The organism is Desulfoprunum benzoelyticum (assembly GCF_014201505.1).
Taxonomy (GTDB): Bacteria; Desulfobacterota; Desulfobulbia; order Desulfobulbales; family Desulfocapsaceae; genus Desulfoprunum; species Desulfoprunum benzoelyticum.
Genome location: NZ_JACHEO010000004.1, coordinates 136,191 through 155,112 on the forward strand (window position 1 = coordinate 136,191; position 18,922 = coordinate 155,112).

The 18,922-nt window shown below is 49.1% G+C and carries 17 protein-coding genes; 9 read left to right on the plus strand and 8 right to left on the minus strand.

Going from position 1 to position 18,922, the window contains the following annotated elements; all coding sequences use genetic code 11:
* Positions 1-2: 2 nt before the first annotated feature.
* Positions 3-2,147: a bifunctional 23S rRNA (guanine(2069)-N(7))-methyltransferase RlmK/23S rRNA (guanine(2445)-N(2))-methyltransferase RlmL gene (rlmKL, locus tag HNQ81_RS05890; protein WP_183349294.1), complete on the minus strand. Its 2,145-nt coding sequence runs from the start codon at positions 2,145-2,147 to the stop codon at positions 3-5.
* Positions 2,148-2,346: 199 nt separating this feature from the next.
* Between rlmKL and pal the strand changes: the two genes are divergently transcribed.
* Positions 2,347-2,943, plus strand: coding sequence for a peptidoglycan-associated lipoprotein Pal (gene pal, locus HNQ81_RS05895; protein ID WP_183349296.1), 597 nt, complete (start codon positions 2,347-2,349; stop codon positions 2,941-2,943).
* A 6-nt stretch (positions 2,944-2,949) separates the two neighbouring features.
* On the opposite strand, the gene cmk is transcribed toward pal, so the two are convergent.
* The 6 genes from cmk to HNQ81_RS05925 form a co-directional block, all read right to left on the minus strand.
* Positions 2,950-3,681 carry a (d)CMP kinase gene (gene cmk / locus HNQ81_RS05900; RefSeq protein ID WP_183349297.1) on the minus strand — a complete coding sequence of 244 codons (732 nt, stop codon included), beginning with the start codon at positions 3,679-3,681 and terminating at the stop codon, positions 2,950-2,952.
* A gap of 102 nt (positions 3,682-3,783) precedes the next feature.
* Positions 3,784-5,241, minus strand: coding sequence for an Asp-tRNA(Asn)/Glu-tRNA(Gln) amidotransferase subunit GatA (gene gatA, locus HNQ81_RS05905; protein WP_183349298.1), 1,458 nt, complete (start codon positions 5,239-5,241; stop codon positions 3,784-3,786).
* A 63-nt stretch (positions 5,242-5,304) separates the two neighbouring features.
* Positions 5,305-5,589: an Asp-tRNA(Asn)/Glu-tRNA(Gln) amidotransferase subunit GatC gene (gatC, locus tag HNQ81_RS05910; protein ID WP_183349299.1), complete on the minus strand. Its 285-nt coding sequence runs from the start codon at positions 5,587-5,589 to the stop codon at positions 5,305-5,307.
* A gap of 33 nt (positions 5,590-5,622) precedes the next feature.
* Complete coding sequence (locus HNQ81_RS05915; RefSeq protein WP_337833425.1) at positions 5,623-6,828, minus strand: HD domain-containing phosphohydrolase; 1,206 nt, start codon at positions 6,826-6,828, stop codon at positions 5,623-5,625.
* A 32-nt stretch (positions 6,829-6,860) separates the two neighbouring features.
* Positions 6,861-7,478, minus strand: a complete 618-nt coding sequence (locus HNQ81_RS05920; RefSeq protein ID WP_183349300.1) for a 5-formyltetrahydrofolate cyclo-ligase — start codon at positions 7,476-7,478, stop codon at positions 6,861-6,863.
* 76 nt (positions 7,479-7,554) lie between these two features.
* The gene (locus tag HNQ81_RS05925; protein ID WP_183349301.1) at positions 7,555-8,799 is read right to left on the minus strand and encodes a YeeE/YedE thiosulfate transporter family protein; all 1,245 of its coding nucleotides are present in this window, start codon (positions 8,797-8,799) and stop codon (positions 7,555-7,557) included.
* Between the two features lie 314 nt (positions 8,800-9,113).
* Between HNQ81_RS05925 and HNQ81_RS05930 the strand changes: the two genes are divergently transcribed.
* The 4 genes from HNQ81_RS05930 (at position 9,114) to HNQ81_RS05945 (ending at position 10,291) form a co-directional block, all read left to right on the plus strand.
* On the plus strand, positions 9,114-9,371 hold the full coding sequence (locus HNQ81_RS05930; RefSeq protein ID WP_183349302.1) for a sulfurtransferase TusA family protein: 258 nt from the start codon (positions 9,114-9,116) through the stop codon (positions 9,369-9,371).
* An 89-nt stretch (positions 9,372-9,460) separates the two neighbouring features.
* Positions 9,461-9,775 carry a peroxiredoxin gene (locus HNQ81_RS05935; RefSeq protein WP_183349304.1) on the plus strand — a complete coding sequence of 105 codons (315 nt, stop codon included), beginning with the start codon at positions 9,461-9,463 and terminating at the stop codon, positions 9,773-9,775.
* 11 nt (positions 9,776-9,786) lie between these two features.
* Complete coding sequence (locus HNQ81_RS05940) at positions 9,787-10,092, plus strand: hypothetical protein (RefSeq protein ID WP_183349306.1); 306 nt, start codon at positions 9,787-9,789, stop codon at positions 10,090-10,092.
* 25 nt (positions 10,093-10,117) lie between these two features.
* On the plus strand, positions 10,118-10,291 hold the full coding sequence (locus tag HNQ81_RS05945; protein ID WP_183349308.1) for a hypothetical protein: 174 nt from the start codon (positions 10,118-10,120) through the stop codon (positions 10,289-10,291).
* Positions 10,292-10,357: 66 nt separating this feature from the next.
* Here the strand turns inward: HNQ81_RS05945 and HNQ81_RS05950 are convergent, their stop codons facing one another.
* Positions 10,358-11,500 (minus strand): serine hydrolase domain-containing protein, encoded by a 1,143-nt coding sequence (locus HNQ81_RS05950; protein WP_183349310.1) that lies wholly within the window; start codon positions 11,498-11,500, stop codon positions 10,358-10,360.
* A 315-nt stretch (positions 11,501-11,815) separates the two neighbouring features.
* On the opposite strand from HNQ81_RS05950, the gene dnaN reads away from it, so the two are divergent.
* The 4 genes from dnaN to HNQ81_RS05970 are packed head-to-tail and all read left to right on the plus strand — an operon-like array spanning position 11,816 to position 18,920.
* Positions 11,816-12,952 (plus strand): DNA polymerase III subunit beta, encoded by a 1,137-nt coding sequence (gene dnaN, locus HNQ81_RS05955; protein WP_183349312.1) that lies wholly within the window; start codon positions 11,816-11,818, stop codon positions 12,950-12,952.
* 38 nt (positions 12,953-12,990) lie between these two features.
* Positions 12,991-15,408 carry a DNA topoisomerase (ATP-hydrolyzing) subunit B gene (gene gyrB, locus HNQ81_RS05960; protein ID WP_183349314.1) on the plus strand — a complete coding sequence of 806 codons (2,418 nt, stop codon included), beginning with the start codon at positions 12,991-12,993 and terminating at the stop codon, positions 15,406-15,408.
* Positions 15,409-15,460: 52 nt separating this feature from the next.
* Positions 15,461-17,917 (plus strand): DNA gyrase subunit A, encoded by a 2,457-nt coding sequence (gene gyrA / locus HNQ81_RS05965; RefSeq protein WP_183349315.1) that lies wholly within the window; start codon positions 15,461-15,463, stop codon positions 17,915-17,917.
* A complete protein-coding gene (locus HNQ81_RS05970) occupies positions 17,895-18,920 on the plus strand; it encodes an NAD(P)H-dependent glycerol-3-phosphate dehydrogenase (protein WP_183349318.1) in 1,026 nt (341 codons plus the stop codon). Before gyrA ends, HNQ81_RS05970 begins: the two co-directional genes overlap by 23 nt.
* Positions 18,921-18,922: the final 2 nt, after the last annotated feature.

Here is an 18,922-nt window from a genome sequence, read left to right on the forward strand (position 1 = left end):
TATTATCCGGTACCCAAACTTTTCTTTCGTATTTCCCAGCACCTGTGGACTTTCTGATTTCGCTGGAAATCAAAGGGGATTGTCTCCTTGCTGATCTCACGAATCGCAAAACTTCGCTCGAGCCCAGGATCAAGTGAAAATCGTCGAAAATTGGTTGAAAACACAAGGAAACCGTCATCCGCCAGCCTCGCCATTGCCAGGGTCAGCAGGCGAACATGATCACGCTGGATATCGAATACCCGATGCTCCTTTTTGGTGTTGGAAAATGTTGGGGGATCAACAAAGATCACATCGTATTGTCCACGATTTTGCTCGAGCCATTGCAGACAATCGGCTTTGATCGTGGTGTGGGCGAAACTCGAGAATCCGTTCAAGGCCAGGTTCATCCTGGTCCAGTGCAGGTAGGTGGCAGACAGGTCGACAGTGGTTGTCGATCGGGCGCCGCCCATCGCCGCATGGACTGTCGCTGTTCCCGAATAACCGAAAAGATTGAGAAAACTCTTTCCTTTGACCTTGCCGGCAAGACGGATCCGGACGGGGCGGTGATCAAGAAAGAGACCGGTATCGAGATAATCGGTGAAGTTCACCAGGAACCGGCAGCCACCCTCCCGGACCTCATACAGCTTTTTTCTGCTTTCTCGCTGCTGGTACTGCTCACTTCCCTTCTGCCGCCGCCTGGTCTTGACGAATATCCTGTCCCGGCGCATGCCGAACACATCCCTGATCCCCTGCAGCGCATGGTTCAGCCTGGCCGTGGCCAGATCCGGATCAACCGAACCCGGCGGTGCGTATTCCTGCAAGTGCACCCATTTTTCATACAGGTCGATGCTGAAATTATATTCCGGCAGATCGCGATCGTAGATCCTGTAACAGTGCACACCTTCCTTGTCGGCCCATTTCTGCATTTTTTTCATATTCTTACGCAGACGGTTGACAAACTCGTCGCTATTGCCGACATCAGCCAGATTCCAGGTGAACGCCTGGTCATCGATTTCCGGCACAGTCCCCACCAGCAATCGACAGGCCAGATCACCGTTGTACAATTTGAGTCGCTTGTCCCATGAAAGCCCGAACGAATCGGTCAGTTCCGGACTGGACAGAAAGACCGCCATCCTCCAGCCGGGAAATCTCTGCCTGGCGATTCTGCCGTAGGCCCTGTAGAGGAGCGCCACCTCCTCTTTTTCCAGAAGTCGCTCGCCGAAAGGAAGATTAGTGAGGAGCATCCCCCTCCCTCCGGGCGATTCCAGCCTGGCGACCTCTCCCTGTCTGATCTTTATATGATCTGCAATGCCGGCCCGCTCGAGATTCTTTTTCGCCGCGGTCACCATTGCCGGATCGGCATCGAATCCCAGAAACTGGGGCCAAGGTTGGGACATGCCCGCCTCTTCCCGAACTATCGCCTCTGCGACGAGGGTGTTCCACAACGACGCGTCATGCTGCCTCCACCCCATGAAGCCGAACCGCTTGCGCGATAATCCCGGGGCCGAGTCGCCGAACATCAGCGCTGCCTCTATCAGCAGGGTCCCGGTTCCACACATCGGGTCCAGCAACACCTCTCCCGGCTGGTCGGTCCAACCGCTCAACGCCACCAGAGCGGCGGCAAGGGTTTCCTTGAGCGGGGCGGGGCCACCACTGACACGGTATCCCCGACGATGCAGACTGTCGCCGGAAAGATCGAGGGAGATGTGGGCCAAGGAATCATGGATATGTAGATGGAAGCGAACCCCGGGAGCGTTGGTATCGACCGATGGCCTGCGGCCGAGACGGTCGCGGAAATTATCAGCAATCGCATCCTTGAGCCGCAGAGCGGCAAACTGGCTGTGGGTCAGAAGCGGTTTTCCGGAAAGGGTGCAATCGATAGCAAAGGTCGTATCCAAGTCCAGATGGTCCTGCCAGCAGATTTCACGGCTCCGGCCATACAGCGCCGACTCGTCCGCCATCTCGAACGATTCCAATTCGAGAAAAACCCGGGACGCATAGCGTGACCACAGACACGCGCTGTAACCGCTGGCAAGGGCACCCTCCCAGGATACCAGGCCAGGCGACCGGCTGATATTGCGGCCATCAAAGGACGCAACCTCCTCCGCCACCAACTCTTCCATTCCAATTGCACAGCTGGCCGCAAGGCTGTAGTATGTTTCGTCCATCAGGTTCCTGTCTTTGCCTTTCAGCCTTGAAAGGCGGGTCTGTTTCTGCGTCATCGACGCCGGGTAAACGTCAAATTTACTTGACCTTCCGCCGATTAGAGATAAAATATACGATTTGTTGAAATCTGTATACAATCATGCACTATCATTTTTAGTATTGCCTAATGTACATACCAATCTCTCGACGACAGGAGAACATATGAAAAAGACGCTCTGCGGGACCGCAGTACTCATCACCCTTATCGGGTCACTTGCCCTGTTCGCCGGCGGCTGCAGCAAGAAAGCGGTCATTCCGCCCGACGGCGGCAGCAGTGCAAGCGGAATGGACAGTGGTGCAGGCAGCAGTGGCTACGATGAAAACAACCTGGCATCGGAGGGTACCCTCGATGATCCCGGCAGAACCGGTGGCGGATCCATGGCGGACAGCGCTTCCGACGAATACAAGAGACTACACGGTCGTTGTTCCGACAACCTGTTCCCGATCTACTTCGACTTCGATCAGTACGGCATCCGCGCCGATATGACCGAGGTCCTGGTAAAGAACGCGGAGCACATGCAGTCCGTCCCCGGAGGGGCGATTGTCATTGAAGGCAACACCGACGATCGGGGAACCAACGAGTACAACCTCGCTCTGGGCGAAAGAAGGGCGATGGCCGCCAAGCAGTATCTTATCGATCTGGGGGTCGATTCCTCGAGGATACAGACCATCAGCTATGGTGAAGAACGGCCGTTGTTTCCCGGAATGGATGAAGAAAGCTACAGCCAGAACAGAAGAGACGATTTCATAATGCAGTAACGGCTATCACCGATCCGCGGGCTGGTTACAACCTTCCCGCGGGTCGGTCGTCTTTTTTCTGCCCGCCCTTATCACTTCCAAAACCAGGTGGGTGACTTCGTCGATATCCCTGCTGGTAGTATCGATGACCCAGGCGTCTTCGGCCTGGCGAAGCGGAGCGATTGCCCGCTCCCGATCGTTTTTATCCCGCTCCAGCGTCATCTCGAGGATCTTCCGCTCGTCGACGGCCTCACCTCGCATGCAAAGTTGCCGGACTCGCCTTCGGGCCCGTTCCTCCGGTCTGGCATCAAGGAAAAATTTGTATCTGGCTCGCGGAAAGACCACAGTCCCGGTATCCCTCCCCTCGGCAACCACTCCGCCGATGTTACCGAGTTGTCGCTGCAACATCGTCAGCTTTTCCCGTACCAGGGGAATGGCCGATACCTTCGAGGCAACCATCGCCATCTCCGGAGTCCTGATCGTGCCGCTGACATCCTCCCCGTTCAAGAGAACCCCGGTGTCATCATCTTCATTTTTACCGGGCAGCAACTGGATATGAATTTTGGCAAGGATAGACCGCATCGCCTGGTCATCGCTCAGATCAACCCGGTTCCACTGGAGAAACAACCCTACCGCCCGATACATGGCACCGGTATCGAGATAGGTAAACCCCAGCACCCTGGCGACCTTTCTGCTGATTGTCGATTTCCCGACCCCGGATGGGCCATCGATGGTGATCACTGCCAGCGCTTCGGTCATCTCTCGATCCAATCGTCGGCAACAGAAGGCCTGGTGTCTTCGACCACCGGCACCTTCCTGACCATCGTGTTCATCTTTTCCGGCACCATCACTTCCTTTCCGTCAAGCCAGTGACGGAACCCTGGTTACACCGACCATTTTTTCAAGGGCATACGCAACTCTCAGCAGTGACCCCTCATCAAAATGGCGGCCCTGAATCTGGATACCTATGGGAAGACCATCGCTGCTGAAGCCCCCGGGGACCGATATTCCCGGAATTCCGGCCAGATTTGCCGAAATGGTCAGGATGTCGGAGAGATAGACGGCAAGCGGGTTGTCGCTGTTTTCTCCCTGTTTCCACGCCGGAGTCGGTGTAACCGGAGACACCAGCACATCACACGATTCGTACGCTGCCTGGAAATCCCGGAGAATCATCGTCCGGACCTGCGAGGCCTTTTTGTAGTAGGCATCATAGTAGCCGGAGGAGAGGGCGTAGGTGCCTATCAGGATACGTCGTTTCACCTCGGTGCCGAAGCCGGCGGAGCGGGTATCCTTGTACATGGACATCAGGGTATCGGCTTTCATATCGCGCCGGCCGAAATTCACCCCGTCATACCGGGCCAGATTGGAACTGGCCTCAGCCGGAGCAATAAGATAGTAAGCGGCGACACAGTATTCAGTATGCGGCAGGGTAATGTCCACCACCACGGCACCCGCCTGGCGGAGAAGATCAATCCCGCTTCTGACAACCCTTTCGACCTGCGGATGAAGTCCGGCAGAAAAATATTCCCGCGGCACCCCGATGCGCAATCCGCGGACATCCTCCTTCAGAAATGACGTGAAATCAGGAACATCGATCCTGACAGAGGTAGAATCGCGCTGATCATGGCCACTGATGGCATTCATCAGGATCGCGCAGTCGGTGACATCACGACAGAGGGGGCCGACCTGATCCAGAGATGAGGCGAAAGCCACCAGACCATAGCGGGAGACCCGGCCATAGGTCGGCTTCATTCCGATTACGCCACAGAGGGAAGCAGGTTGCCGGATTGAGCCGCCGGTATCGGAGCCGAGCGAGGCCAGACATTCACCAGCGGAGACCGCCGCCGCCGATCCACCGGAAGAGCCTCCGGCGACATACCCTTTTTTCCATGGGTTTTGCGGGACTCCGAAGGCGCAGGATTCGGAGGTCGATCCCATGGCGAATTCGTCCATCGATACCTTGCCCAGAATGACCCCCCCCTGCCCCTTGATTTTTTCCACCACCGTAGCGTCATACGGAGGGATGAAATCGGCCAGCATCTGCGAACCGCAGGTGGTCCGCATGTCCTTCGTGCACAGGAGATCCTTGATGGCGACGGGGATACCGCACAAGGTTCCGACCCGCTCCCGCTTCCGCTCAATATCAGCCTTCCTGGCCTGCTCGAGAGCCCCCTCGCGATCAAGAGTGATGAACGCTCCCACCTCACCGTCGACCTTGTCGATACGGTCAAGACAGCTCCTGGTCAGGGCCTCGGAGGTGATATCACCGGCCGCCAAACTCGACATCGCCTCAGCGACGGTCAATTCATACAGATTCATATACCCCCCGAACAACCATGCTGCTCTGCAGCCTGACGGAATGAAAACCGGATAGAGGCATTTTCAGATGATCCGCGGAACCTGAAACATCTCTTCGTTATGCCTGGAGGAACAGGAAAGCGCCACGTCCTGCGCCAGCGACGGCAAGACCCTGTCTTCACGAAAGGCGTTGCACACCGATATCGCATGGGTGGTTGGAGGAAGACCGTTGGTATCCAACTCCTGCAGCTTTTCCACATATGCAAGAATTAAATCCAATTGCTCTGTCATGATCGACAGCTCGCCTTCGGTCAGGTGTAAACGTGCCAGATGAGCGACATGCTCCACTTCAGCTCGTGATATCTTCATTAATATATCTCCAAAACTCAAGGAAACGCGTGGTTAGTTCCGCCTGTTGTAGGCTGGTTCGAGATATCCCTGAGAAAAGAAGCTCCTGGTGGGGATAAAATCCAATATGCTCCGTGAAAAAACCTCGACGATAGAGGCATCGAACTGGCTGCCGCTGCACTTGATCAATTCCGCAACAGCCTCTGCCTTCGTCATGTTTTTTCTGTAGTTACGACGGGAAGTCATGGCATCATAACTGTCGACGACAATCAATATCCTGGTCAGTTCGTCAAGTTCTTCCCCCTTCAGACCATCCGGATATCCGCTGCCATCCATCCGTTCATGATGATGACGGATGATGAACTGTTCCCTATCCATGAACCCGAGCGGCTCGATGATATTGGCACCCACGCTCGGATGCTTTCTGATAAGGACCCATTCATCCTCAGTCAATTTTCCAGGTTTCTGGATACAGGAAAGATCGATGACAAGCTTACCGATATCGTGGAACTGGGCCGCCCGCCGTAAAATCACCATATCCTGCTCGGCCAGCCCCATGGCCCTGCCCAGCATGACAGCATACTCCGTCACCCGCATGGTGTGTCCCGCCGTGTAATAATCCTTCTCCTCCATGGCGTTCTGGAAGCTGCTCATAAGTTGAATGGTCGCGTTCTCCAGACTGTGGCTGTAGCGCAACAAGAGTCGATTCTGCTCTTCCAGTTGTCGAGCCTTCTGTTGGATGTCATCCTCAAGGGACTCCTTGTACCGTCGTTCCTGCAGGACATACATTCTTTTTTCGATGGCTCTGCGAATCTTGACATTGAAGATATCAAGATCCTCGATGGGTTTCGTCAGAAAATCATAGGCACCCAGATTTATGGCTTTGACCGCATAATCCATCGAACCTGCACCGGTGAGAAAAAGAACCGGAATGTTGTAGTTCAGCTGGTTCAGGGCGCTGATGGTTGCAAAGCCGTCCATGTCCGGCATGTTGATGTCAAGGATGATGACATCAAAGCTGTCATCGACGGCATCAACAACACCCTTGCCGTCAGACACCGTCACCACGTTATGACCGAACATCTCGAGGATCTTCGTCACCGTAGTGCGGACCATCACATCGTCATCCGCAATAAGTATCTTTGCTTGCATCTCTATCAACAGACCGTCTCCAGTAGGTATCACCTGCAGGTGGATTGGATTGTGAGGGCAAAATGTACAATTTCCGACTTTTTTTTGCAACATCCCCACCCGTTCCACAGCCAAAGTCTTCCCCGAGAACAATGCACCTGCTATCTCTCCGTATATTTTCGGCGCGAGGGATCGAGATTGCCGCGAATGACCCGCTGTTCGGTTATGATGAAATCGGCGGGTTGATCATGCGGTTCCTGGGGAATTTCACCCTGCACCTGGAGTTCGAAGGCCAGGGCGATCCGCAGCGCCGAAGGAAGCACTTCGTTTGCCAGAAAGCGGTCATAAAATCCTCCCCCATAGCCGAGCCTGCCCCCTCTTTCATCAAACACCGACCCCGGCAACACCACGATATCGATACTTTTGTGATCAATGGTCCGTGTCTTGAGCAAATCCTTGCGTGGTTCAAGAATGTTGAAATAACCAGGGACAAGGTCTGTCTCTGGATCGATCAGTCGAACAGCGGTCATCGACTTTTCCTGAACGGAGACAAGGGGTACCGTAACGGTTTTACCGGACTTGAGCAGTTGTCCGATCAACTCCAACGTTTCAACTTCACTTCTGAAGTTGACAAACAGAAAGAAGGTAACGGGATGAAAAGGATTCACCAGGTCAAGAAAGTGATGATGAATGATCTCGCTCTTCTCTCTTCTCTCCCCGGGACTGAGCAAATCTCTTTCGGCCAGCACCTGCTTACGAATGCTTTGTGAATCATGCATAGTTTCAATCCTCCAAAAAAAAATCGCCAACTCGGCCTTGGGAGCTGGCGATTTTACCTCCGATCAGGATTTAAAATCACATCGGCACAATCAGTTTATTGGTCTCTTCATTCCATGTAACAACCAGATACCAGACCACCATTGAGGCAATTATCAACAGCAATGTCGGGCCATACCCCATGACATCCGGCAGGTAAACGTATGAACCGAGCACGCCGTCGGCTTCAAAATCGTTGTCCCTGAACCAGGCTGTCATGATCGAGGTGGAAACGGCAAAAAACGGGACCACCATCATCAGCTTTACCTGTCCCTCGCCAACCCGCCACAGAGTGCCGGAACCACAGCCACCCGCAAACATGGCGCCCAGACCGAAAACAAAACCTCCGACAACACCTCCCCAACCAAAGGTTCCACGAACATAGTTGATGGGGGCGAGCACCGCCTCTCCCTCGGCCCGCATCGGTACTGCATATTTCAAGATTGCGGCTCCCACCGCGACCAGGATGATCGACAACATGACCGATTTCGCCATCGTGCAATCACCGGTCATGTGTGGTTCGCGGAACCCCTGAACCATACACCACCGTCCTCGCTGCATGGAATAGCCCAGAGCAGCGGCAAGGACTATAACCCCCCCAAGTGACGCGATATAATCATCATCTTCATTGCCGGAAAATACGTTTGCGACATACAGAAGCAGAATGACCCCGGCAATACCGATGTATGGCAGAACTGTGGTGGGGATGCTCAGGGTCTTGGCACCGCCCGATCCCCACTCAATATGCTCCATTTCAAGATAGAGCAGCTTGAGTCCGAGGATGACCCCTAACACCAGACCCAGCCACATGGCAAAGCCGTTGGCTGCCAGATTGCCGATAGCATTATAGAATCCCCCAACATTACACCCCCCGGCAAGCGAAGCGCCAATGCCCATCAAGATACCGGCAATGACCGCCTTGACCATCTCCCGGTATGGAGGAATTCTAAAGGCAAAATCCTTGCCCAGGCATGCCGAAATAAAGGCGCCAGCGATAAAGCCAAGGCCGATTATCGATCCGGAATCGACGAACATCGATCTTGGAGCCTCTTCATAGAAGGCGAAGATGCCGGCATCCGTGCCGAGAAGGCCGGCAAGCCAGTACAGGAACCAATCTCCCCAATTTCTCAGGGCTCCAACCGCACCCCAGGGTCGCCACCAGGCCATCATCATAACCGAGAGAAACGCGACGACGACCCCGGTTACGGTTGGATTCCACTCATTTTGGCAGATCGCCTTGTAGAGTTCACCAGCCTTATTTTTCACGATGCTTTCGTCACTCATGACCCATCCTCCAAGAAAATAATGTTTGTTCCTTGTTTTCAAACGAATTTTTAAAGCTCTACCCTCCGAAAAATCATTTGTCAAGAATGTATGGTCAGGCTCTCCGCCATGGGCTCAATTTTTCGATTTCCTGAATACATTTTTCTGTTATTTTTTTCTTGTTATCGGATGCTTACCGCATGGGAATTTTGACCTTGACTTTACATTTTGGCTAAAGTAAATACATAATGTAATTGTAAAATATGAAAGAAATATGTTTACTTATACCCTGTATTCACCTAACAGATAACCTATTCAATCCCAGGAGGACAATCATGAGTGAGTTTAAAGTAGCCGACGACGGTATTCAGCCAAAAGCAGTTCTAGATGCAAAAGGTCTGAGTTGCCCAATGCCGCTGCTACGCACCAAGAAAGAGATTGGAAAACTCTCTGCCGGGGAAATCCTGCAGGTCGATGGAACCGATCCGGGTTCCCGCAATGATATTCCCGGTTGGTGTGAAAGATCGGGCCATGAATATCTCGGTGAGAAAGAACACTCCGGTTATATCAGCTTTTTCATTAAAAAAGGCTGATTCATGTACTCCTCCCGGTTCGGTCAATGACTGGACCGGGCTGTTCTGAACCACTTTCCAGCATGTCTATTATTCCGCCGGAGGATACTATGGCAAAAAGTCTTGGTATTTTCGTCACAACCAAAGAAAGTCTTCCCCATGTAATTGGCATAACCAAGGCTGCCAAAGCAAAGGGATCAACAGTGAAGGTCTTCTTCACCTGGATTGCCACTCACTCAAGCAAAGATCCATTGTTTGCGACACTATGTGAAATAGCGGACGATGTCTCCATATGTGTCGACAGCTATAGAAAACAAGGATACGACATCAACGACGTTCCTGCTGGCCTGACTCCAAAAAAGATGGCCACGCAAGCACAGCACGGTATAATAATTGAAGATTTCGACTGTTATCTCAGTCTGTAGAGGAGGGAGTGATGTCCGAGTATAAAAAAGTTTGTTTCATGTACAGGCACAAAGATTATGCCGTTGATGGGATTCGGTCGGCACTGGGTCTAGCCGTCGAGAACATGTACTCATATGGTGTAGTCATGGACACACAGATCGATTCCCTTGATGACAATACTCAAGAGAGTATAGAAATGTTGCGTGATATGGAAGGAGAAATTTATTCTACCGTACCTGCAAATGTCGAGAATCTTGGTCTGGAAGCAATTTCTTTGGAAGAACTGGGAGAGAAACTTCGTGAAATGACCCATGTTATTCCCTATGGTTTGAAATAACCCATATCCAAAGGAGAGCGCTTTTATGAAGATTTTAAATGTCTATCGATCAGAACCTGACGATGTTACCAAAAGGCTCATTGAAATTGTAACCCGGGACAGGGAATCTGATGAGTTTTATCTCAACGTTGAAAACCCCGATTACGATCAGTTGGTTGAAAAAATATTTGCAGCAGATCAGACCATAAGCTGGTGGTAATAGCGAAGGTTTGAATCAAATGGAATAAAGGCACGATGGAAGGAAGATCCATCGTGCCTTTATCATTTAAACGATACACTCAACAAGCGACTGCATTAAAGCATCGTGGAATAATGGCCTGAACTTTCTAATTTTTTCATTCACTCTGCTAGGATGAACCCTGTTGGTCAACAGGACAACAGCCACTCCCTTTTCGAGATCAATCCAGAAAGACGTACCGGTAAAACCAAGATGACCGACACTCCGTGAGGAGAAGAATCGTCCGCTGCTCGAATTTATCTTTGACGGCGTATCAAAACCATAGCGCCAGGCTGATCCGGGCTTATGCTCGAACATATACCGCAGGAGACCCGAAGAATATTGGGGATGTTCTTCGTCTCCTCTCCATTGCCGGAGTAAATGTTTACACATATCCAAAACACCTACGATTGTACCAAACAGTCCCGCATGGCCGGCAACCCCCCCAAGACTTCTGCAGTTTTCGTCATGTACCTCGCCACAGAGCATTTTTTTTGTCCACGGACACAATTCCGTCGAAGCCACGAGGCCGTTGCCTATATTTTTCCGATTTGGTGAAAACAGCAGTTGCTTTTCAAGCGATAGAGGGAGGACAACATTGTTTTCCCAAAAAGAGTCAAGAGGCTCAACAGACAGTTGTTCAATAGCGTGGCCAAGGAGAATGAAGCCAAGATCACTATACAGTGTGGATGATCCAGGCGTATATTCAAACGGCTCGTTGAGTATGGATTCCACAATCTTGTCCTTACGAACCTGCTCATCAGCAAATTTCAACAGATCAATATAATAGGGTTTGTATGCAGGCAAACCGGAATTATGCTGCATCAGACTGGTAAGGTTTATTCTTTTTTTTTCGACAGGGACACTTCTTTGCAGAAGATCTGCAAGTGGTGTGTTCCATGTTATCTTGTTTTTTTCGATAAGAACAAGCAGAGACAGCACCGTAACGAGAGGTTTAGTCAATGAAGCGAGATCATAAAATGTTTGTTCCTGAACCACATGCCTGCGATTATTATCTGTATAGCCGCAGGTCCATACAACCCGCTCTCTGATATCATGCCTATCAATTATTATACCTCCAACCCCTCCCGGAAAGACACCACCTGACACTCCCTGCTGCAATACCTCAAATCCTTTTTTTTCAAGGTGTTGTGAAAGATTGTCTTTCAACTTTCCATCACTCAATTTCATTGAATTTTCGGCCATTTTAGAGTAGAGTGGTTATTTGTCAGGTCTTTCTTTATTTATCTGTTTTTGCTAAACATTTTTCAACGGCCATGATGTCTCTCCACCGTATATTAACATTGTTTTTCACTCGAATTTTTCAAACATATTTTAACTGGTTGTTAAGACCGTGTTCATATCTTTATTTGAGCAAAAACAGACCGTTTATCCAAAATATGTTTGTTTAAAAAAAAGTATTATAAATCAGTATTTTACAATATTATTTAACATATCCCGACTATTAATAACAATAAAAAAAAGAAATAATAAAAGGAGTCTGCAATGCCAATCCATTGCTCCGTGTCCCGCGACATTCTCATCGAAGGACTGAACAGCCTACAAAATATAACAACAAAAAAGAGCACTACCATGGCAATATTATCCAATGTGCTCATCGAAGTTACACGCGAAGGAGAATTAATTCTTACTGGTACCGATCTGGAGGTTGGTCTTCGACTTCACATTCGCGCAGATGTAGAAGAAGAAGGAAGTATCACCCTTCCCTCCAAAAAACTATTCGAAATAGTGCGTGAATCTGGAAACAACCTGATTACGATTCATGAAACGGAAAACAACTGGGTCCTCATTACCGCTGGAAATAGCACATATAACCTGGCAGGTATGGCCAGCGACGAGTTTCCCGAATTTCCTAAAATTGAAGACGATACGTTTATCTCATTAAATTCTCAGATATTTCTCGAGCTCATCGATAAAATTATTTACTCTATAGCCAATGAACAAGAGAATATATACTCATTGAATGCTGTTCTTTTTGAAAAAGAAAAAAGGGAAGAACATTCATACCTCAAAATGATCTCCTCTGATGGTCACCGTCTTTCGATAATGGAAAAACAGGTTGATCAGGACCTGGATGCGCTGACCCTCAATCCCGTTACGCTTATACCGAAAAAGGGTATTCAGGAGTGGAAGAAATTTTGTGAAGGTAGAGACAGTGTTTCTATTTCGTTTGAAAAAAAACAAATGGTCTTAAAAGATGACAAGGCAACGATGGTCATTCGATTGAAAGGCGGTGAATTTCCTAACTACAATGCCATTGTCAATTCGATCAGACAGGAAAATAAAATAGAGATTGATAGAATTCCTTTTCTCGACTCGTTGAAACGGATCAATCTTTTTACTGAAGATAATTTTCACACCATCAAGATAAGTCTTGAAAATAACAAAATGATTCTTTCATCACAGAACGCCGAATTGGGAAACGCCAAGGATGAGCAGACCATTTCGTATTCAGGTGAACCGATGGTTTTAGGTTTCAATTGCCGTTATTTCATTGAAACCCTGCAGGTCATGGAATGTGAACGTCTGGATGCCTATATCAACAGCAGCAGTAGTCCATGCATGTTGAAATCGGATACAGATAGTGGTTTTCTTAGTATTATTATGCCAATGCAACTATAATATACTAAAAATATTAAAGAATTTTATAGGCAACAATAATGAGTGGTACAGAAAAAAACGGAGATTACGGTGCTGAACAGATCAAGGTTTTGGATGGGTTGGAGGCCGTACGCAAACGACCATCCATGTACATCGGAAATACTGGTGAAGAAGGTCTGCATCACCTGATCTGGGAAGTCGTGGATAATAGTATTGATGAAGCCCTTGCCGGTTATTGTTCTCATATCAGAATAACCATCCATAAGGACAACGCCGTTTCAATTGAAGACAACGGTCGTGGGATCCCTGTCGACATGCATCCCACAGAGAAAATATCGGCCCTAGAACTGGTCATGACCACTCTCCATGCCGGAGGGAAGTTTGATCATGCCACATACAAGGTCTCAGGTGGTCTGCATGGCGTCGGTGTTTCTGTTGTTAATGCACTCTCTATACATACTGTGGCGGAGATAAAAAGAAACGGCAGAATATACAGGCAAACGTATCGCTATGGACAAAAAACATCCGAACTCGAAATTGTTGGTGAGAGTGAAAGAACAGGGTCGAAGATAACCTTCCAGGCAGATCCTGGTATATTTCAAGAAACTACTGCTTATGTCTACGATACGGTGAAAAACCGGCTGAGAGAACTCGCCTTTCTCAATAAGGATGTGCACATCTACCTCAAAGACGAACGGAGTGGTGCCGAGGATAAATTTCACGCCCCGGGAGGAATATACTCCTATGTCGAGTATCTCAACAGGAACAGAACTCCGTTGTTTCCTGAACCAATAGTAATTTCCGCGGAAAAGGACCAGGTCAAGGTAGATATAGGGATACAGTACTTTGATGGTTATTCTGAGCGTCTTTTCTCTTTTGTAAACAATATCAGTACAAGAGAGGGAGGAACGCATGTTGCTGGATTCAGGGCCGCTCTGACCAAGTGCATCAACCGTTACGCGAGTGACGATATCATTCCCAAGAATCTGCGGGAAAAAATGGGGGGGGATGATGTTCGTGAAGGTCTGACGTGCGTTATTTCCGTACACGTCCCGAATCCACAATTTGAAGGACAGACAAAGACCAAATTGGGAAACTCTGAAGTCAAGTCTATTGTCGAATCAGTCTGCAGTGAAAAACTGACCATATTCTTTGAGCAGAATCCAATTGTCGCCAAAAAAATTCTTTTCAAGGTGGTTGAAGCAGCCAGAGCTCGTGAAGCGGCCAAACGGGCACGTGAACTGTCGCGGAAAAAAGGTTCAACCAGTCTGCTGATGGCTGGAAAACTTGCAGAATGTCAAGAAAAAGACCCGGTAAAACGGGAAATATTCATCGTTGAAGGTGATTCTGCCGGTGGTTCAGCCAAACAGGGAAGGGACCGATCCATCCAGGCTATCCTGCCTCTTCGCGGCAAGATATTGAATGTCGAAAAGGCGCGTTTTGATCGAGTGCTTGAAAGTGAAGAAATAAAACAGCTCGTCAGCGCCCTGGGGTGCGGTATTGGCAAGGATGAATTTGATCTCAACCGCCTGCGCTATCATAAAGTTATAATAATGACCGACGCAGATGTCGACGGTGCCCATATCCGGACCTTGCTGCTGACTTTTTTTTACCGACAGATGCTGCCACTCGTTCAGGGGGGGTATGTCTATATCGGTCAACCACCTCTGTTCAGACTTGGAAAAGGGAAAAAGGAAAAATATTTTCTCGAGGAATCTGAATTGAACAGTTTTCTCTTCAGTCAGGCCAGTGACAGAATCACGATGAAATTCGAAAATGACACATCTTTCATAGATGGAAACGATTTTATTTCCATTCTCGAAAAACTCTCGATCTATCAGAAAATAGTTTCATACATGCAACGGATGAACATAACGGAAGATATGCTCTATTTGTTGCTCGATAACGGGGTTCATTCGGCAGATCAATTCATGGATGAATCGTTTGTCAAAGATCTTATTGATAAGATTCCAGAAAAAAAATACATCATCGGAACTATCCGCTCATGCCGTTGGCGCCCCACTTGCTATGAGATTGATATTGCGCTCGAGGGCCAGGTCCAGGCAAGAACGACACTGGGACCGCAGATACCATTGATCAACGAATATCGTACAGCCATTTCTCTTTTTCAACAGATCAAACGTTTTTTGACGGAGAAATTCGTTATCAGCATCCAGACAGGAAGCGGTCAGGAAACAATTCAGAAAATACCGGAATGGAAAGAGTTGTTGCAGACCGTACGTGATGAATCTTTCAAGGGAAGCCACCTGCAGAGATATAAAGGTCTCGGCGAAATGAATCCGGAACAGTTGTGGGATACCACGATGAACCCCGAAAAACGACGGTTGGTCAAAGTAACGATCAATGATGCCGAACAAGCCGATGATATTTTTACAACCCTCATGGGCGACAAGGTGGAACCACGACGGGAATTCATCCAGAATCATGCCTTGGAAGTTGTCGACCTTGATATCTGACATGCCAGCATGAGCGCAAGAGTTTTTCAGCAATATATGGACAGTGAAAAAAATGATTAATAACATAGCAATAGAGAATGAATTAAAAAAATCCTATCTTGACTATGCCATGAGTGTCATCATAGGCAGGGCCCTGCCGGATGTCAGAGACGGACTGAAGCCCGTTCACCGACGGTCCCTGTACGCGATGCGCGAACTTGGTGTATTCTACAACCGACCGTACGTCAAATCTGCCAGGATTGTCGGTGATATTATCGGTAAGTTTCATCCCCATGGAGATACGGCCGCCTACGATACGATCGTCCGCATGGCCCAGGATTTTTCGATGCGGTACCCTCTGGTCGATGGGCAGGGCAACTTTGGATCACTGGATGGAGATTCTGCGGCGGCAATGCGGTATACCGAGGCGCGGATGACCAGAATCGATCGGGAGATCGTCGGTGATCTTGAAAAGAACACGGTGGATTTCGTTCCGAACTACGATAGCTCACTTGTTGAACCTTCGGTCATGCCGTGCAAGATTCCAAACCTGCTTATCAATGGCAGTTCAGGAATTGCCGTCGGCATGGCGACCAATATCCCACCGCATAATCTGAATGAAGTCATCAATGGTCTGATAGCCCTGATTGAAGATCCAAACATCACCATCAGTGAGTTGATGAAGATCATTACAGGCCCTGATTTTCCAACCGGCGGGTTGATCTGCGGTCGGGCAGGAATCCGGGAGGCCTACGAGACCGGGAAAGGTATTGTTGTTACGCGGGCCTTGACCCACATTGAGAGATCGAAGGATTCCAAGAAGGAGTCGATAATAGTCACTGAAATCCCTTTTCAGCAGAACAAGGCCGTTCTGGTTGAGAAAATAGCCCACCTTGTTAAAGACAAGAAAATCAGTTCAATAGCTGAAGTCAGGGATGAATCGGACCGGCATGGCTTACGGATTGTCCTGGAACTGAAAAAGGACGAGATAGCCGATATTGTTATCAATCAATTGTACAAGATGACACCGATGCAGAAATCTTTCGGCATCATCTTCCTCGCTATTGTCAACAACAAACCAGAAGTACTTAATCTCAAGGAAATTCTGGAGCATTTCATTATCCATCGCAAGAGTGTCGTTTATCGGCGAACGGCATTCGAATTGAACAGGGCAGAGGAAAAAGCCCATATCCTGGCCGGCCTGAATATCGCGATAAGCAACCTCGATGAGGTTGTCACCATGATCAAGGCGGCGAGAAATCCACAGGAGGCGAAGGAGGGCTTGATCAACCGGTTTAACCTCTCGGAAATTCAGGCCCAGACCATTCTTGATATGCGGCTGCAGCGCTTAACTGGGCTTGAGAGAGAAAAGATCGTTTCGGAATACAATGAAATATTAATCGAAATCGAAAGCCTTAAAACAATTCTGGGCGATGAAACCCTTATCATGGAGATAATTAAAGAGGAATTTCTCGACATCAGAGACACATATGGTGATGACCGCCGGACGGAAATAGTCGACGCTGCAGATGAATTACTGCCGGAGGATCTGATTGCCCCGGAGGACATGGTCGTTACCGTCACCCATTCTGGATATATAAAGAGGAACCCGGTAAGTCTCTACAAATCTCAGAATCGCGGCGGCAAGGGAGTCACCGGGGTCAAAAATATCGAAGAGGACTTCGTTTCCAATCTTTATGTCGCATCGACCCTCGATACATTCCTGTTTTTCACCAACCATGGCAAGGTATTCTGGCGAAAAGTCTACCAGATACCACTTGCCGGAAGAATTGCCCGGGGCAAGGCGATTGTCAATCTTTTGAACCTCGCCGATGGGGAGCGAGTGGCGGCAATATTGCCGGTTTCATCTCTGGATGTAGAAAACAGCGATAAAACCATTATGATGGTGACGAGTTCCGGACGAATCAAAAAAACCGACATGCAGGAGTTCAGCCGTCCGTTGCGAAGAGGGAAAAAAGCCCTCACCATCAACGAGGGCGATGAGATCATAGCAGCCCATATACTCAATGGAAACAGCAGTATCCTGCTTTATACCCAGAAAGGAATGTGTATCCACTTCCACGAAGCCGATATTCGCAGCATGGGACGGGCGGCGGCCGGAGTGAGGGCTATCCGGCTGGTGGGCGACGATAAGGTTGTCAGTGCAATCGTCGTCTCGTCGGATCAATCCATCCTTACGGTCACCGAAAATGGATATGGCAAGCGCAGTGCGATCGACGAATTCAGGATTCAGAAGCGGGGAGGAAAAGGTGTTTTCGGAATCAAGGCCAGCGAAAGAAACGGCTATGTGATCGATGCCAAACAGGTCAAGGATGACGATGAAATAATAGTCATCGCTGATTCCGGAAAGATGATTCGGATGGATCTATCTTCAATTCGGATCATAGGAAGAAGCACGCAGGGCGTCAAAATGATCAACCTGGAGGAGGGGGAAAAGGTTGTCGGGATGGATTCAGTCGCCAAGGATTCTTCAGGCAGCATGGAAGATGACAGTGAAGAATCGAATTGAGAGAGTCGCCGTCATCGGGGCCGGTTCCTGGGGTACGGCAATCGCGACGGTCCTCTCTCGAAAAGCGGGAACTGTCATGCTATGGGGACACCGGGAAGAACATGTGCATCAACTTGTAGTCGACCGGGAAAACAGAAAGCATCTTCCCGGAATTGTTCTCAGTGACAATATTATTCCCACCAGTGACATAAGGGACGCAGTAATGAATACGGAAATTATCTGCGCTGTCGTCCCATCCCATAGTTTTCGCTCTGTTTTTGAAAAGATGACACCATTGCTGGAACATCGTGCAATTGTTGTTTCAGCTATCAAGGGGGTTGAGAATAGCACCTTGATGACCATGACTCAAATCATGGACCAGATCCTGAAACAGGAACAAAGACAAAATGATATTCAAACTGCCGTTTTGTCGGGACCTTCGTTTGCCAAGGAAGTCGCGCAGGGAATCCCCACAGCGGTAACAATAGGCTGTAAAGATCTGAAAATTGCCCAGTATCTGCAAACTGTCTTTGTTACCGAAACGTTCAGGGTGTATGCAAGTACCGATGTCATGGGCCTCGAAATCAGCGCCGCACTCAAAAACATCATCGCTATTGCCGCTGGAATATGTGATGGATTGGGGTATGGAATGAATACCAGAGCGGCACTGATCACCAGGGGCTTGACTGAGATTACCAGGCTCGGAGTCCATCTTGGCGCAGAAAGAGAAACGTTCTTTGGTCTCAGTGGGTTGGGAGATCTTGTCCTCACCTGTACAGGAGATCTCAGCCGCAACAGATTCGTGGGAATGGAACTCGGGCGAGGACGGAAACTTGTTGATATTCTGAATGAAATGAAGATGGTGGCGGAAGGGGTGAAAACGACAAAATCAATTTACGATCTCACCCGACCGCTCGATATCGAAATGCCGATTCTGGAACAGGTATACGCCATTCTCTATGAAGATAAGGAATGTTCCCTTGCCGTTAAGGATCTTCTGGCAAGGGAACTGAAAGTGGAATAATA